The 15717-nt window shown below is 59.6% G+C and carries 11 protein-coding genes; 2 read left to right on the forward strand and 9 right to left on the reverse strand.

Annotation, left to right across the window (positions count from 1 at the left end):
* Positions 1-4: 4 nt before the first annotated feature.
* Positions 5-1264: a LysR family transcriptional regulator gene (locus C4S72_RS22705; RefSeq protein WP_104005496.1), complete on the reverse strand. Its 1260-nt coding sequence runs from the start codon at positions 1262-1264 to the stop codon at positions 5-7.
* Positions 1265-1448: 184 nt separating this feature from the next.
* Here C4S72_RS22705 and C4S72_RS22710 point away from each other — a divergent pair, with 184 nt between their 5' ends.
* Positions 1449-2372, forward strand: coding sequence for a LysR family transcriptional regulator (locus C4S72_RS22710; protein ID WP_104005497.1), 924 nt, complete (start codon positions 1449-1451; stop codon positions 2370-2372).
* On the opposite strand, the gene C4S72_RS22715 is transcribed toward C4S72_RS22710, so the two are convergent.
* On the reverse strand, positions 2369-2821 hold the full coding sequence (locus tag C4S72_RS22715) for an Lrp/AsnC family transcriptional regulator (RefSeq protein WP_104005498.1): 453 nt from the start codon (positions 2819-2821) through the stop codon (positions 2369-2371). The genes C4S72_RS22710 and C4S72_RS22715 overlap by 4 nt on opposite strands.
* Positions 2822-3001: 180 nt before the next feature.
* Here C4S72_RS22715 and putA point away from each other — a divergent pair, with 180 nt between their 5' ends.
* The gene (gene putA / locus C4S72_RS22720) at positions 3002-6625 is read left to right on the forward strand and encodes a bifunctional proline dehydrogenase/L-glutamate gamma-semialdehyde dehydrogenase PutA (RefSeq protein ID WP_104005499.1); all 3624 of its coding nucleotides are present in this window, start codon (positions 3002-3004) and stop codon (positions 6623-6625) included.
* A 121-nt stretch (positions 6626-6746) separates the two neighbouring features.
* Here the strand turns inward: putA and C4S72_RS22725 are convergent, their stop codons facing one another.
* The 7 genes from C4S72_RS22725 to C4S72_RS22755 form a co-directional block, all read right to left on the reverse strand.
* The gene (locus C4S72_RS22725) at positions 6747-7601 is read right to left on the reverse strand and encodes an ABC transporter permease (protein WP_104005500.1); all 855 of its coding nucleotides are present in this window, start codon (positions 7599-7601) and stop codon (positions 6747-6749) included.
* A gap of 13 nt (positions 7602-7614) precedes the next feature.
* Positions 7615-8856 (reverse strand): ABC transporter permease, encoded by a 1242-nt coding sequence (locus C4S72_RS22730; RefSeq protein ID WP_104005501.1) that lies wholly within the window; start codon positions 8854-8856, stop codon positions 7615-7617.
* Positions 8857-8937: 81 nt separating this feature from the next.
* On the reverse strand, positions 8938-9996 hold the full coding sequence (locus C4S72_RS22735) for an ABC transporter substrate-binding protein (RefSeq protein ID WP_104005502.1): 1059 nt from the start codon (positions 9994-9996) through the stop codon (positions 8938-8940).
* 52 nt (positions 9997-10048) lie between these two features.
* Positions 10049-11176, reverse strand: coding sequence for an ABC transporter ATP-binding protein (locus C4S72_RS22740; RefSeq protein WP_104005503.1), 1128 nt, complete (start codon positions 11174-11176; stop codon positions 10049-10051).
* Between the two features lie 349 nt (positions 11177-11525).
* The gene (locus C4S72_RS22745) at positions 11526-12380 is read right to left on the reverse strand and encodes an NAD(+)--dinitrogen-reductase ADP-D-ribosyltransferase (protein WP_200826881.1); all 855 of its coding nucleotides are present in this window, start codon (positions 12378-12380) and stop codon (positions 11526-11528) included.
* Between the two features lie 71 nt (positions 12381-12451).
* Positions 12452-13159 (reverse strand): hypothetical protein, encoded by a 708-nt coding sequence (locus tag C4S72_RS22750; protein WP_104005504.1) that lies wholly within the window; start codon positions 13157-13159, stop codon positions 12452-12454.
* A gap of 27 nt (positions 13160-13186) precedes the next feature.
* Positions 13187-15595, reverse strand: a complete 2409-nt coding sequence (locus tag C4S72_RS22755) for an AAA family ATPase (RefSeq protein WP_104005505.1) — start codon at positions 15593-15595, stop codon at positions 13187-13189.
* Positions 15596-15717 lie beyond the last annotated feature (122 nt).

Raw genomic sequence — 15717 nt, forward strand, 5'->3', positions numbered from 1 at the left:
ATTTCTAGTGGAAGCGGCGCTTATCACCACCGGTCAGACTCAGGTTGCTGCCGATATCGGCCAGAATCTGGCAGAGGGTGTTCAGCGGCTGGGACGGCTTGCTGTCGTTGCGGATCAGCATGCCGATCTCGCGCTGACTGCCCTTCAGCGGCACCGGTAGCAGGGTCAGCTGGCCGCCGTGAACCTCGAAGTGAACCTGGTGCGGTGAGATTAGCGTGATCCGGTCGCTGTCCAGTAGCAGCGAGCGGATGGTGATCAGGTTGCCCGCTTCGATACCGATCTCCGGCGCTTCGAGACCGGCGTAGTGAAACTCCTTTTCGAAGCAGTTGCGTGCCGGCGTACCCAGACGTGGTGCGATCCACTGGGCGTTGCGCAGATCCTTCAGGGTCAGATCATCACGGCGGGCCAGCGGATGGTCATGGCGGGCGACCACGGCCAGGCGATCCTCATAAAGCGCCGTCTGGGTGATTTCCGGGTAGGCCGGAGTCTCGCGCAGGGCGCCCACCAGAATATCGATCTCGCCGTTGCGCAGGGCGGTGAGCAGGGATTCATAAGTGCCATCGATCAGCGTGGCTTTCACGCCGGGCATCTCCCGGGTCAGTCGGTCCAGGGCGCGAGGCACGAGCAGTGAGCTGGACATCGGCAGCGCGCCGATTACCAACTGGCCGCGGCCTTTGTCCTGCCAGGCGTGCAGGTCCTGAGAGATCAGGCAGAGTTCGCGCAGCGCCACCTTGGCGTGGTGAGTCAGCAGTGCACCGCACTGGGTAGGGCGCATCCCCTGCTGGGTGCGCAGGAACACGGCGATGCCAAGCTGCCGCTCAAGATCGCGCAGGTTGCTACTGATGGCGGGCTGGGTCAGGTTCAGGTGGGCGGCGGCCATAGGTTCCACCCGGAAGTCGGACAGGGCGACCAGTACCGTAAGCTGCCGGTAGGAGAGCCGCTGCGCCAGGCGCTCGAAGTTGCCTGTGGGCTCCAGCGCGGCGAGGCCTGCTTCGGCATCGGTCAGGTGGCCCAGTGCGCGGCGCAGGCGGCGCACCACGATCTCGCCGATCTCGGTGCAGATCATGCCGTTGCGGTGGCGCTGGAACAGCTCAACGCCAAGGGATGATTCCAGTTCGCGAACAGCACGGGTCACCGATGGCTGAGACAGGTGCAGCGCTTCGGCGGCACGCATAACGCCGCCGATCTCGGCGACGGTGACTACGGCGCGCAGGCGACGCATGTTGGGTTTGAAATCGGGGTTGGTGCTCAGAGTGGACTGCATGGGGCCCCTCCGGGAAGCTGATTGTTATATTTATTGATCTGGGTCAAAGCCTAATCGATCACCGCTGGAATCAAAATGTCTTATTTGCGCATTCATTGAGCGCGAAAAGGAATTAATATGTTCTAGTGCTCCGTTTCAGCGGAGATCTTTGCAGGTAGACAGAGGCTTAGCTGAGGGACTGCTTATGGACATGATTACCAATCTGCGTACCTTTCTCGCCGTGGCCAGCCATGGCAGTTTTGCCTCGGCTGCACGGCATCTGCACGTGGTGCCCTCGGTGGTGGCGAAGCGGATAGCGCAGCTTGAGAAGTCAGTGGGCTCGCGTCTTTTCGAGCGCTCCACCCGTACCATCACCATTACCGATGCCGGCCAGCGGCTGCTGCCAAGGGTGCGTCATTCGCTGATGGAGTTTGAGGAACTGCTCAAGGATGCCCGGCGTGATGATGGCAAGCTGGAGGGGCACCTGCGACTGATGCTGCCGACGACACTATCGATGGCGCACCTGTCCAATGCCATCGTCGAGTTCATGAGGGTGCATGACCGTATCACGGTGGAAACTGTGCTGGCGGATCGCTCGGTGAGCCCGCTGGAGGAGGATGTGGATATCATGGTCAGTGGCCGCCTGGCCCACTATGACGGTGTCAGCCAGGTGCCGCTGGCGCCCACTAATGTGCTGCTCTGCGCCTCGCCGGAATACCTGGCCAAGGCGCCGCCGATTGATCATCCCAGTGATCTGGTGGACCACACCTGTCTTATATTCAGCCCCCAGGGCACCACCTGGGCGTTCGAGTCCGAGCGCGGGCCGCTGTATGTGGATGTGCAGGCGCGGCTGGCATCGGATGACAACCATACCCTGAGCCGCGGAGTAGAGCGTGGACTCGGAATCTCGGTATTGCCGCGCTATATCGCCCGCAAGGGGCTGGATGCAGGCACCATCGTGCCGCTGCTGGAGCATTTTCCGCCCCAGGATCGCTGGTACAAGGCGTATATACCACGTCGCAAAGAGCGTCTGGCCCGGGTCGAAGCGATGTGCGAATGGCTCAGGCTGGCGATCGAGCAGCTTAACGCCCTGGGCGCCTGCAACCCGATCTTCGGACACTGTGATTAACCACGTGTGTCCTTCACATTTTCCATCACCACAAAAGTACTGGTCTGAAGCACGTGGGGCAGAGAGGAGATCTGTTCACCCAGCACAGCCCGGTACTCCTCCATGTTGCGGGTTCTGACCTTCAACAGATAGTCGAAGTTACCGGCGATCATATGACACTCCTCCACTGCTGAGATCTTCCTGGCGGCCGCATTAAACGCTTCCAGCGCGGCGGTGCTGGTGTCGTTCAGCGTCACCTGGGCAAAGGCGATATGATCCAGCCCCATCTTTTTCTGATCGATCAGCGCGGTATAGCCGCGGATATAACCCTGTTCCTCCAGGCGTCGCATGCGGATCTGGCAGGGAGTCTTGGACAAACCCACCTTTGAGGCCAGGCCGGTGACCGTAATCCGGGCGTCGAGCTGCAGCTCCTTGATGATGGCCCGGTCGAATTTATCCAGATCGTTCATGGTGTTGGTACTGCTCACTGGTGAAATAGACTATTTAAGCTAATTTTACAGGACGAAAGTATTTTTGATATTTGAATAAAAGTCGATATACGACGTTGATGTTTTCTATATAGGAAAAGTGTATGCGATAGCTTGCGTAGAATGCATCGGCAAGAGAACGTATAAGGAGGAGCGACGATCATGGCTCAGGTGCAGACTACACAACCGACAATGGAAGCAAGCCGCGAAGCGATGCGGGCCAACTATCTGGCCGACGAGCATCGTGTCATCAGCGAGCTGATTGCCGGTGCAAACCTCTCGGAACAGGTGCGCAAGGCGATCTCCGACCGCGCGGCCGATCTGGTCCGCGATGTGCGCGGTAACTCCAAGCCGACCATGATGGAGAAGTTCCTCGCTGAGTACGGCCTGACTACCAAGGAGGGCGTGGCGCTGATGTGCCTGGCCGAAGCGCTGCTGCGTGTGCCGGACAACGTCACCATCCATGAGCTGATCGAGGATAAGATCTCCTCCGGCAAGTGGAGCGAACACCGAGGCAAATCCAACTCATCCCTGATCAATACCACCACCTGGGGCCTGATGATGGCCGGCAAGGTGATCAGCCCGTCCGATACCCGCAGCCTGGTAGAAACCCTGCGCCAGCTGGTGAAGCGCATGGGTGATCCGATGGTGCGCACCGTGGCGAATCAGGCGATGAAAGAGATGGGGCGCCAGTTTGTGCTCGGCCGCACCATTGAAGAGGCGCAGAAAAACGCCCGTAAGTATGAATCCAAGGGTTACACCTACTCCTACGACATGCTCGGCGAAGCGGCACGCACCGATGCCGATGCACTGCGCTACCAGCGTGACTACGCCAGCGCTATCAAGGCGCTGGCGCTGAACTGCAAGCATGATGATATCCGTGATAATCCTGGTATCTCTGTAAAACTTTCCGCCCTGCATGCACGCTACGAATATGGTCAGCGCGACCGTGTGATGAACGAGCTGGTGCCGCGTGCGCTGGAGCTGGTGAAACAGGCCAAAGCCGCCAACATGGGCTTCAATATTGACGCGGAAGAGGCGGATCGTCTGGATCTCTCCTTCGATGTGATCGAAGCGATTCTTTCCGATCCGGAACTGGCCGGCTGGGACGGCTTTGGTGTCGTGGTCCAGGCGTTCGGCAAGCGCGCGTCCCACGCGCTGGACTGGCTTTATGCCCTGGCGGAAAAACTGGATCGCCGCATCATGGTGCGTCTGGTTAAGGGCGCGTACTGGGATGCAGAGATCAAGCGTGCCCAGGTGATGGGGCTGGATGGGTTTCCGGTTTATACCCGCAAGGCGTGCAGCGATGTGTCTTACCTGGCCTGTGCGAAAAAGCTGCTGGGCATGACCGATCGCATCTATCCGCAGTTCGCCACACATAATGCTCACTCCGTCTCCGCTATCGTTGAGCTGGCCAAGGGGCGTGACTGCTTCGAATTCCAGCGTCTGCACGGCATGGGTGAATCCCTGCACGAAGCGCTGATGAACGGTGACGGCAAACGCTGCCGCATCTACGCACCCGTAGGTGCACACCAGGATCTGCTGGCGTACCTGGTGCGTCGTCTGCTGGAAAACGGTGCCAACAGCTCCTTCGTGAACCAGATTGTCGATACCCGTATCACGCCGGCACAGATCGCCCGTGATCCCGTGGCGCTGGTGCAGTCGCTGGGCGAAAACGTCTCCAGCAACAAGATTGTCCGTCCGCAGGACCTGTTCGGTGAAGGTCGTCGTAACTCCAAGGGCTGGGATGTGACCGATCCGGTGGAAGTGGAGTTTATGGAAGCCCAGCGTGGCGCTTTCCGCAGCTCCATCTGGAAAGGCGGCCCGGTACTGGCCGGTGAAGTGGTAGGTGGCGAGCAGAAAGAGGTACGCAACCCGGCCGATCCGAACGACCTGGTTGGTCATCTGACCCTGTCTGCGCCTGAAGATATAGAGACCGCGATTGTCGCTTCGCAGTCAGGCTATGAGAGCTGGTCCAAGCTTTCTGCCAAGGAGCGTGCCGCGAGTATCGATCGCGTTGCCGACCTGTATGAACAGAACACCCACGAGCTGTTTGCCCTGACCTCCCGCGAGGCGGGCAAGACGCTGCTCGACGCTATCGCCGAGGTGCGCGAGGCTGTGGACTTCGCCCGTTTCTATGCCAACGAAGGCGTACGTATTGAAGGTGAAGGCGACGCCCGTGGTGTGATCACCTGTATCTCGCCGTGGAACTTCCCGCTGGCGATCTTCACCGGTCAGGTACTGGCCGCGCTGGCGGCGGGTAACACCGTATTGGCTAAGCCGGCCGACCAGACACCGCTGATCGCGACCCGCGCTGTCGAACTGATGCACGAGGCGGGCATTCCGAAAGAAGTGGTTCAGCTGCTGCCAGGTGCCGGTGCATCGGTGGGCGCCGCGCTGACTTCCGATCCGCGCATCAACGGCGTCTGCTTCACCGGTTCTACCGGTACAGCACAGATCATCAACCGCGTGATGGCCGAGAAAATGGCGCCGGACGCACCGCTGGTGGCGGAAACCGGTGGCCTCAACGCCATGATCGTTGACTCCACGGCGCTGCCGGAACAGGTGGTACGCGATGTGCTGGCGTCCTCTTTCCAGAGTGCCGGCCAGCGCTGCTCCGCGCTGCGTATGCTCTATGTACAGAAAGATATCGCCGATCATCTGCTGGAGATGCTGTTCGGCGCCATGGATGAGCTGCGCATGGGTAATCCCTGGGAGCTCTCCACCGACGTGGGCCCGGTGATCGACAAGGCCGCTCAGGCGAAGATCGAGACTCATTGCGAGAAGTTCGCTCAGAAAGGCCGTGTGCTGAAGTCTTTGGCGAAGCCGGAAGAGGGGATCTTCGTTGCGCCGACGGTGATACGTCTTGAGGGTATCGAAGAACTCGAAGAGGAGATCTTCGGACCGGTGCTGCATGTGGCGACCTTTGAAGCCAACGAGCTGATCAAGGTGGTGGACGATATCAACGCCAAGGGCTTTGGGCTCACCTTCGGTCTGCACACCCGTGTGGATAGCCGTGTGAACCGCATCGTAAACCGGATCAAGGTGGGCAACACCTACGTGAACCGTAACCAGATCGGCGCCATTGTCGGCTCCCAGCCGTTCGGTGGCGAAGGCCTTTCCGGTACCGGTCCTAAGGCGGGGGGGCCGCACTATGTGCGCCGCTTCAAGAACAGCGCAACTGCTGCACGCACTGCCGAGAGCACTTCGATGGTCGGCAGCGATGCTCTGAGTATGGCGATCGGTCAGCTCTCCGCCCTGGAAGCGCCGCTGGCCGAGGCACGGGCCCAGGCTCTGAAGCCGTTCTTCAACCAGGTACCTGCGGCGCTGGATGCCGAACCTGAGTTACTCCCGGGACCGACCGGTGAGCTGAACCGCCTGTCCAACTGCGCCCGTGGCCTGATTCTCTGCCTTGGCCCTGACAAGGCGAGCGCCATGGAGCAGGCTGCCGTTGCCCTGTCTCAGGGTAACAAGGCGGTTGTGATCGCGCCGGGTGCCGACAAACTGCTGGCCGATGCCAGCAAGGCTGGTCTGCCGGTGGTGGGTCTGGATGGCCAGCTGCAGCCGGAAGCCCTGATCCGTGCCAACGGCTTTGAGGCGGTGATCAGCTGCGCAGGGGCTGAGATGCTTAAAGAGTACCGCCAGGCACTGGCCGAGCGCACAGGCGCGCTGCTGCCGCTGCTGACCGAACATCTGCTGGCCGAGCGTTACGTGATCGAGCGTCACCTCTGTGTGGATACCACTGCCGCCGGCGGTAACGCCAGCCTGATCGCCCAGTCGGAGTAATTTTCAGGACTGGCTGCAAAGAGCACCGGCAGAGGGGGCTGAGATAGCCCTTCTGCCTCCTAACCGATCCACTGTTTTCAAACCGACCTAAGGGTCGGTTTTTTTATGCCTGATCACTCAGTCAATCCACATCCCCAGCACGCATCTTCTCGCCGCGGGCACGCAGGTACTCCATGGTCAGCAGCAGCAGACCGGAGATGATTACCAGCAGGGTGGCGACGGCAAGGATGGTCGGGTTGATCTCCTCTCGCAGGCCAGAGAACATCTGGCGCGGGATGGTGCGCTGCTCAGGGCCGGCAAGGAAGAGCACGACGATGACCTCGTCAAAGGAGGTAACGAAGGCGAACAGTGCGCCGGAGATAACGCCGGGACGGATCAGCGGCATGATCACCTTGAAGAAGGTGTACACAGGTTTTGCGCCCATCCCCAGCGAGGCGCGGACCAGCGAGTAATCGAAGCCCGCCAATGCCGCGTTCACCGTGATCACCACAAAGGGTGTCCCCAGGGCAGCGTGGGCGAGTATGACGCCCATATAGCTGCCGGCGATATCCAGCTGGGTGTAGAAGAAGAACATGCCCGCCGCGGTGATGATCAGCGGTACGATCATCGGTGACAGCAGCAGCGCCATGATCATGCGCTGGAACGGCATCTGGCCGCTGGTCAGGCCGATGGCTGCGGTGGTGCCGAGTACGGTGGCGATCAGTGTGGCCATCAGGCCGATGTAGAAACTGTTCTTGATCGCCAGAATCCATTTTTGATCCGCCAGGATCTCCTCGTACCACTTCATCGAGTAGGCGCTAGGGTCCAGTGCCAGCATCCCTTCGGTGAAGGTGAAATAGGGCTCGGCATTGAACGACAGAGGAATGATCACCAGGATCGGCGCCATCAGGAACAGCAGCACCAGGTAGGCGGTGAGCTTGACCCCGGACAGGCCCAGCTTCTGCCAGATGGTGAAATAGCGTGGAAATTTACCCATGGTCTCGTGCTCCTCAGCCCAGCTTCAGGTTGCTGATGCCTACCAGGCGGTCGTACAGCCAGTAGAGCAGGGTGATCAGCAGTAGCAACAGAGAACCGAGCGCGGCGGCGAGCTCCCAGTTGTTGGACGACTGCATATGGAAAGCGATGATGTTGGAGATCATCTGTCCGTCGGTGCCGCCGACCAGTGCCGGGGTGATGTAGTAGCCGATGGAGATGATGAACACCAGCAGCGCACCGGCGCTGAGTCCCGGAATCGTCATCGGCATATAGATGCGGATAAACGCCGGTATAGGTTTGGCGCCCAGTGACAGGGCAGCACGGAAATAGCTCGGGTCGATCCCCTTCATGACGCTGTACAGCGGCAGAATCATAAACGGCATCAGAATGTGGGTCATCGCGATCACCGTAGCGAACTGGGTATAGAGCATCTCCAGTGGCTCATCGGTGATGTGCAGAGACATCAGTATCGAGTTGACCACGCCGTTGGTCTGCAGCAGCGCGATCCAGGCCGTGGTACGTACCAGCAGCGAGGTCCAGAACGGCAGTAGCACGAAAATCATCAGGGTGTTGGCGATTCGCGAGGGTGCGTTGGCCAGATACCAGGCCAGCGGAAAGCCGATGATCGCGGTTAACACCGTGATATAGAAAGCGATCTTGAGACTCTTCCAGTACAGGTCCAGATAGATCTGTGTGTCGCGCTGGATGATCTCTCCCTGGGGGCTACGCTCCAGGTCGAGGGCAGTCAGGTAGAAGTCGTCCTTAAAGACGGAGCCGGACTTTTTCATCGCCCGCCAGACGTTTACGTCCGACCACTTCTTGTTGGCATCCAGCACCAGTTGTCCGCCGCTGCTTTGCAGTTCGGCCAGATCCACGCGGCGCACGGCGCGTGCGGTGGATTTGATCAGGCTGGAGGCGCCGGGATAGCCACGGTTGACCTCCTCGGCCAGTTTGCCGGAGAGGCGTTCAGCTGCCAGAGCCTGCAGTTCCACGGCAAAGGCATTGAGTGCTGCCGGTGGTGGCAGGTCACCCGATTCCTCGCTCCACTCATCCAGCTGCGTGAGCGTATCCGGGATCAGCTCCGCTACGGTGGGATGGTAGAAACTGCGGTACAGCATCGTCCCGATCGGGGCGACGAAGGTGACGAAAATAAACAGCAGCAGCGGAGCGACGAACATGATCGCCAGCCATTTGCGGCGGCGGATATTGCGGTCGGCCTGCCTGATCTCGTCTTGCGTCAACTCTGGGTTGGACATGCGTTAGAACCCTGTCAGGCCGGGCCGCCCGAAGGGGCAGCCCGGTTTAGTGCGCGTTTGATAGCTTTATGGCTCAGCGAATTACTGCAGCAGCCATTCGTTGAACTTCTCGCCGAGAGACTCGCCGTAGTCAGCCCAGAAGAGGGAAGAGGCTTTCAGACCTTCATCCAGGTGGGCAGACGGCAGTTTCGGTACGATCGATTCATCGATATACGCGTAGGAGGACTGACGGGTCGGGCCGTAGGCTACGTCAGGCATGCCGGACAGCGGCTTGGAACCGGTGGCAAACTTGATGAAGTCGATCGCCAGATCCTTCTTGTCGGTGCCTTTGACGATGGCCCAGACGTCCAGGTCGAAGACGTGACCGTCCCAAACCATTTCAAACGGCTTGTTCTCTTCCTGGATAGCGGCGAAGAAACGGCCGTTAGCGGACTGAACCATGACTGCGCCGCCGTCGTTCAGCAGCTGCGGAGCCTGAGACCAGCTGTCGAACCAGACGATGTCGTCTTTGATGCTGTCGAGCTTGGCGAACGCACGCGCCTGACCTTCGTCGGTGGCCAGTACGTCGTAGACTTCGGCCTTGGGAACGCCGTCAGCCAGCAGTGCCCATTCCATGTTGACCTGCGGACGCTTACGCATGGCGCGCTTGCCCGGGAAGGTGGCGGTGTCGAAGAAGTCGGTCATCGAGGTCGGCTCGCCGCCTTCGATGGTGTCGTGGTTGTAAGCGTAGAGTACGGTCCAGACGATGTTGCCGACGCCACACTCGTTGGCCAGGGCCTCTTCACTGAAATCCTCGGCGGCGGGGGTACCGTCATCGCCAGGAGGCAGTTGATCCTGAGGGAAGACTTCAAGCAGACCTTCGGAGCAGGCGCGCTCCAGATCGATCACTTCCATGTCGATCACATCCCAGAGAACATTGCCGCTCTCGACCTGGGCCTTGAGCTCGGCGACGCCGCCTGAGTAGTTCTCGAACAGGATGTTATTACCGGTTTTCTCCATGTACGGGTCGATCATATGCTTCTGCTGCGCTGCTCCGTAGGAGCCCCCGAAGGACACCGCAGTCAGTTCGTCAGCGCTTGCCAGGCTGGCAGTCATGCCGACAGCTGCAGCGGCCGCCAGGGTTAACAGTTTCTTCTTCATTGGATCACCTCTTCCAGACATTGAGTCATTGGTCCATAGACGTCGGGCTGCCTCATGCCGCCGCGACACTATCCTTATCTGCCGGTTTATCGAGCGCCAGACCGCGGTCTGTGGCCCAGGTCAGTCGAGCCTGGGAGCCGGGGTCGATGACCGGTGCATCCTGATCGTTGAGCATTTTCACCATCAGCTGGGCGCCATCGCTCATCTTGAAGAAGTAGCGGATCGAGTCGCCCACGTAGAGCCGGGTGATGAATTCAGCGCTGATGACGTTATCGAACTCCCGTCCCGGCCCCGCTATGAACAGGTTCTCGGGACGTACCGCGAGGATGCAGGGCTCACCCTTGGGCGGGCAGTTGATATTCAGCGCGCTGACCTTGTCGCCGCGGGACAGGCTGATGGTGGCGGTCTGCTCGTTGCAATCTTCAACGGTGCCGTGAATATGGTTGTTCTCACCGATAAAGTCGGCGACAAAGGAGTTGGCCGGTGTTTCGTACAGCGCTGAAGGGTGTGAGCACTGCTGCACCACGCCGTCGTTGAACACGGCGATGCGGTCGGACATGGTCAGCGCTTCGGTCTGATCGTGAGTCACGTAGATGGCGGTAAAACCGAGCTGCTCGTGCAGACGTTTGATCTCGTACTGCATGTGTTCACGCAGGTTCTTATCCAGTGCGCCGAGCGGTTCATCCATCAGCACGATGCTGGGTTCGAAGATCAGCGAGCGGGCCAGGGCGACACGCTGTTTCTGGCCGCCAGAGAGCTGTCCAGGATAGCGTTTGCCAAAGGCATCAAGCTCCACCAGTGCCAGGGCGTCCTTGACCTTCTGGTTAACCTCGGATGTCGGCAGCTTGCGCACCTTCAACGGATAAGCCAGGTTCTCGGCGATGGTCATGTGCGGGAACAGCGCGTAGTGCTGAAACACCATGCCGATATTGCGGTGGTAGGGCGCCACATCCTGAACCGATTTGCCGTTGATCTCGATGGCGCCGCTGGTGACGTCCTCGAAGCCGGCCAGCATCATCAGGCAGGTGGTCTTACCTGAACCTGAGGGGCCCAGCAGGGTGACGAATTCACCTTTACGGATATCCAGGTTGAAGTTCTTCACCACCAGATTCTTCTGGTCGTAGCTCTTCTTCACATTGATGAAGCGAACGTATTTGTCGTTGACGTCGGAACCTGACACTGAGTAACCCCTTACATTGCTTTGCTATCCGTGGAAGCGCGTTGCTGCAGCTATGGTGTACTTACGATCTAGTTGAAAGGCAATCTGCGTACCAGTTTGATATGAACCAACGTGATACAGCTGTTTCAGCCAGAAAGCCGTTTTCTGTTTCATCCAGTCTAGGCAGAAATGCACTGTTTTTGGGCCTTAGGCGCACTTTTTTAGTTTGGTGGGTATTTCCAGAAAAGATAGCTTTTAATGCCGGGAACGGAGGGGAAATTCCCTGAGTAAAAGGGTCGGGATATAAATGTTTCTTTTTGTAACGTCTGTTACCTGATGTTTTTTCGTTACCGGAAACAGTCGCTTAATCTTACTGGTGCTGTTCCGCGCTGGTGACGCCCCGATAAGGTGCCACCCGGTAAAGGCCACCGAGAACCATGTACTCCTTTTCGCCGTGCAGCTGTCCGGGTAACAGACTGTCGAAGCAGACGATTTTGGTCAGCGGAACTTCCACCTCAAGAATCTTATGGCCAAAGCGCAGCGCCTCTTCGGGGTCGAGGCTGAACGAGCTTAAATTGTTGAACAGCTTCAGCGGTTGGTTATCTGAAAGCTCGCCGAACAGTTTGCCGACGCTGCCACGGTAAAGCCGCAGATGAGTGCGTCCAGGATACTGCCGCACCAGTTCATGCTGGCAAAAGGTGTAGAGCAGGTCGAGCTGGGTATCCAGGGCGTTGGTGTTATAGATGCCGCGTATCCGCTCCTCCATGAAACGGTCGTAGGCATCGCTTTCCGGTCCCGGGATCGGCTCCTTGTGAAACCGGGTCAGCAGCCCGAAGCGTGATTCCACCCAGCCCTTCCAGACAGCACCTTCGCGGCTGTCGGAGTCGAAAAACCAGCCTCGCAGCAGGCGGTTATAGTTCGCCTTCGGCCTGGGCTGGGGCTCCGCCAGATCCGATTCTGGCAGGTCATCGGCCGGCAGGCGGAATCTCAATGTCATATAGTTGCGAAAGGCCTGGAGGCGGGGTTCGGGGCTTTCCTCCTGTGCCAGGTGTTCCAGCAGATCGGCGTAGAGTGCGCGCACGCCATCGAGCTCCAGCGGCGCCGGTTTTTGCTGGTATTCCAGGCTGGCGATCACCCGCGCCGGCAGGTTGCAGCGATTCAGCGACAGCAGGGCGCTTTTCGGTGCCCGGGGCAGATCGTATTCAGGCAAAAGTAGCTCAGGCAAGGGAGCGTTCCGGTTGTGGTGGTTCTCGGATCTTACCGGCTAGTTCGAACTGTTGTCCTGATCTGGGTCGATCAGGGAGTGATCAAGGTGGCCACCGGCGGCAGGCTTTCATCCTCATTGAGCAGGCTGGCGGGCAGCACCAGCAGGCTGACCTGCCAGGCGCGCAGTAGGGGTAGCAGTTGCTCCCGTTGCGGCACCGCCAGATCGGTGCGTACGGCAACCCCGGCAGGCAGACCGTGTGTCTGATGCCAGGGGGAGGCGGGCAGGGCGAGAAGGACGATCGGCAACGCCAGCTGGGAGGCGATTCTGCGGGCGCTCTCCAGGGCGTGCTCCGAGGCTTCATCTCCGTTGTGGATAACCGCAATATGCGGCTGGCTCGCTGACTTGGCGAGCACGCCGGCCTTAAACAGTGGCTGGCCGCTGCGAAGCTGCAGCAGAGCGGTGTCGGCGGCCGGGCGAACTGAACTCTGGTGACTGATCCGCGTAACCTGCCAGTTCAGCGGCTGATTGCGGGCAATCTCCGCCAGCAGTTGATTAAGCACCCTGATATTGCGTTCTGTCCGGCGGTCGAGATTGGCGGTATTCAAAGGGCGGGTGGTCGCGCTGGCGCGACAGATCTCGGTGCTGAACGGCAGCCCTGCCAGGGTGCTGAGCGCTTCATCCTCTTCCAGCTGTGCCAGCAGGTCAGCATCCAGAGCCTGGGCCAGCGCCACCCAGTCGGTCAGTTCTTTAGGGTCCGGCAGGCGGGTGTCGAGCCGAATCAGCAGTTGCCGGATCATGCCTTCCTCCTCGTCCGCCGGGGCCTGTTATTGTTCACTTTTGCCACTCAGCTTGCGCGCTTGTTCGGTCCAGTCGAGCAGCTGCTGCTGTACCCGGCCGTTGACGCTGGCGGGCGGGTAACGGCCGTCATCATCGGCCTTGCCCGGTTCACGACCGAATAGCAGGCTGATCAGCTCGTCCAGCGTGCTGACCGCGTAGATGTTGAACTGACCGTCGGCACAGGCTGTAACCACCTCCTGATCGAGAATCAGGTGATCCACATTGGTTTTGGGAATGATCACGCCCTGGTCGCCGCTGAGGCCGCGGTTACGGCAAAGCTCAAAGAAGCCCTCTATCTTCTCATTCACGCCGCCGATCGCCTGGATCTCGCCCTGCTGGTTGATCGAGCCGGTGACGGCAAAGGATTGCTTGATCGGCAGGCCGGAAATGGCGGAAAGCAGTACGCAGAGTTCCATGGCGGAGGCGCTGTCGCCATCGACCATACCGTAGGACTGCTCGAACACCAGGCTGGCATGCAGCGACAGGGGCGCGTTGCGGGCGTAGCGCGCACCGATGCAGTTGGCCAGGATCATCACGCCCTTGGTGTGGATTGGCCCACCGAGCTCGGTTTCACGCTCGATATCGATCAGTTTGCCGCTGCCCAGGCGCGCGGTGGCGCTGATTCGCGCCGGTTTGCCGAAGCGCTGGTCGCCCAGCTGGAATACCGTCAGGCCGTTGCCCTGGCCCACTGCGGCGCCACTGGAGGCAAGCATTACGGTACCGCGCTCGATCTGCTCCTGCATCAGTTCGGAATACTGGGCGCTGCGGGTGCGCGCCAGTTTCAGGGCGCGACTGACATGGGCTGCATCAACTTCGCTGGCGCCGACCTGGGTGGCGCAGTAACTGGCCTCACGCAGCAGATCGACGAGTTGACCGCGGTTCAGCGACAGCTTGGCGCTGTCGTCGACGCGGCGGGAGCTTTGTTCGACGATTCGCTCCAGGCCCGTAAGCGTGAAGGGTGCCAGCGCCTCCTCCTGCACCAGTTGGGTGATAAGACCGAGGTAGCTCTCGACATTCTCCCGGGAGCGGTCCAGCTGTTCGTTGAAGTCAGCGTAGATCTTGAACAGCGAACTGAACTCCGGATCGTAGGCTTTGAGCAGGTAATAAAGACGCCGCTCACCGATCAGAATTACTTTGACCTTCAGCGGTATCGGTTCCGCCTCCAGTGAGCGGGTGCCGCTGATGCCGTACATCTTTTCCAGCGGGTCGATGCGGATCTCGTGATTGCGCAGCGCCCGTTTCAGGCCCTCCCAGGCGAAGGGATAGGTGAGCAGCTTCTGCGCGTCGACGATCAGATAGCCGCCGTTGGCACGGTGCAGGGCGCCCGGCTGGATCAGGCTGAAGTCGGTGCTCAGGGTACCGAAAGAGGAGCGGTACTCGATCCGCCCCACCAGGTTCTGGTAACTGGGAATATCTTCGACCACCACAGGCGAGCCGCCGTCGTTGTCGTGACTGACCAGCAGGTTGATATGGTAGCGGCGGAAGGCGTCGCTCTTGGCGAGTTTGTGTAACGGTGTCTTGGCGTTGTCGTCCTTCTCCGGTGCGAAAAAGTCGTCCACGTTTTCGATCATGTCCTGATGCACCTGATCGAGAAACGTCAGCACCTCGGTCTGGGCGCCATATTTTTCACGCAGCACCGACAGCGCCGGGTCGATGATCGAGTGCGTGATCTCATCCTCCAGCGCCTTGATCGCCTCGCGTTGCTCCTGCTGTAGCTTGGGAAGATCCCGCACCAGGCTGGTCAGCTCTGCGTTGAGGCGTTCCAGCGCTGCCTTGATCCGCTCTTTCTCCTCGTTCGGCAGCGCCTTGAACTGATCCGGCGTCATCAGCTTGCCTTCTCTGAGAGGGCCAAGGGTATAACCGGAAGGGGTACGCATCAGGGTGATCTGTTCTTCATGGGCTTTCTCGCCCAGGCCCTTGAAGGCGTTTTCCTCGCGCTGTTCAAACTCGTCGGTGAGCTCCTGAACGCGGTTGCGATAGTCGTCGCTTTTGAAGGTGGCGGGAATCTGTATCAGTAGCTGCTCAACCAGCTTTTGCATATCCCGTGACAGTGCACGGCCCAGCCCTTGGGGCAGGCTGAGCATGCAGGGTTCATGGCTGCGCTCGAAGTTATGCACATAGACCCAGTCCAGTGGCGCCTCGCCCTTTGCGGCACGCTCATTGATGGTGCGAGCCACCAGCTCACGACGGCCTATGCCGGTGGATCCGCTGACAAACAGGTTGTAGCCGGGATGGGGCATGCCGACGGCAAAATTGATTGCGTCCATGGCCCGTTCCTGGCCCAGCGCGGAGAAGTCCGGCGACAGATCGGCCGTGGATCTGAAGCCAAACCGGCTCAGATCACAGCGGTGGTAAAGTTGCTCCACTCCCAGCGGTTTCAGATCTTTCGCAGCCATCCCTTATCCCATCCTGTTCAACGACCTACAGACAAAGCGTAGATCAGTTAACCGGGTGCGGGTGACATTTCTGTGATGCAGTTTACGCAGATCAAGCGCAGGGTGAATTGCACATTGGGCCA

The sequence above is a fragment of the Marinobacterium lutimaris genome, assembly GCF_900108065.1.
In the GTDB taxonomy this organism is placed as follows: Bacteria; Pseudomonadota; Gammaproteobacteria; order Pseudomonadales; family Balneatricaceae; genus Marinobacterium_D; species Marinobacterium_D lutimaris.

What these genes read in the sequence shown, in the direction of transcription:
- C4S72_RS22705 (WP_104005496.1), bottom strand. Translation starts at nt 1,264, where the DNA reads ATGCAGTCCACTCTGAGCACCAACCCCGATTTCAAACCCAACATGCGT.
- C4S72_RS22710 (WP_104005497.1), top strand. Translation starts at nt 1,449, where the DNA reads ATGGACATGATTACCAATCTGCGTACCTTTCTCGCCGTGGCCAGCCAT.
- C4S72_RS22715 (WP_104005498.1), bottom strand. Translation starts at nt 2,821, where the DNA reads ATGAACGATCTGGATAAATTCGACCGGGCCATCATCAAGGAGCTGCAG.
- putA (WP_104005499.1), top strand. Translation starts at nt 3,002, where the DNA reads ATGGCTCAGGTGCAGACTACACAACCGACAATGGAAGCAAGCCGCGAA.
- C4S72_RS22725 (WP_104005500.1), bottom strand. Translation starts at nt 7,601, where the DNA reads ATGGGTAAATTTCCACGCTATTTCACCATCTGGCAGAAGCTGGGCCTG.
- C4S72_RS22730 (WP_104005501.1), bottom strand. Translation starts at nt 8,856, where the DNA reads ATGTCCAACCCAGAGTTGACGCAAGACGAGATCAGGCAGGCCGACCGC.
- C4S72_RS22735 (WP_104005502.1), bottom strand. Translation starts at nt 9,996, where the DNA reads ATGAAGAAGAAACTGTTAACCCTGGCGGCCGCTGCAGCTGTCGGCATG.
- C4S72_RS22750 (WP_104005504.1), bottom strand. Translation starts at nt 13,159, where the DNA reads ATGATCCGGCAACTGCTGATTCGGCTCGACACCCGCCTGCCGGACCCT.
- C4S72_RS22755 (WP_104005505.1), bottom strand. Translation starts at nt 15,595, where the DNA reads ATGGCTGCGAAAGATCTGAAACCGCTGGGAGTGGAGCAACTTTACCAC.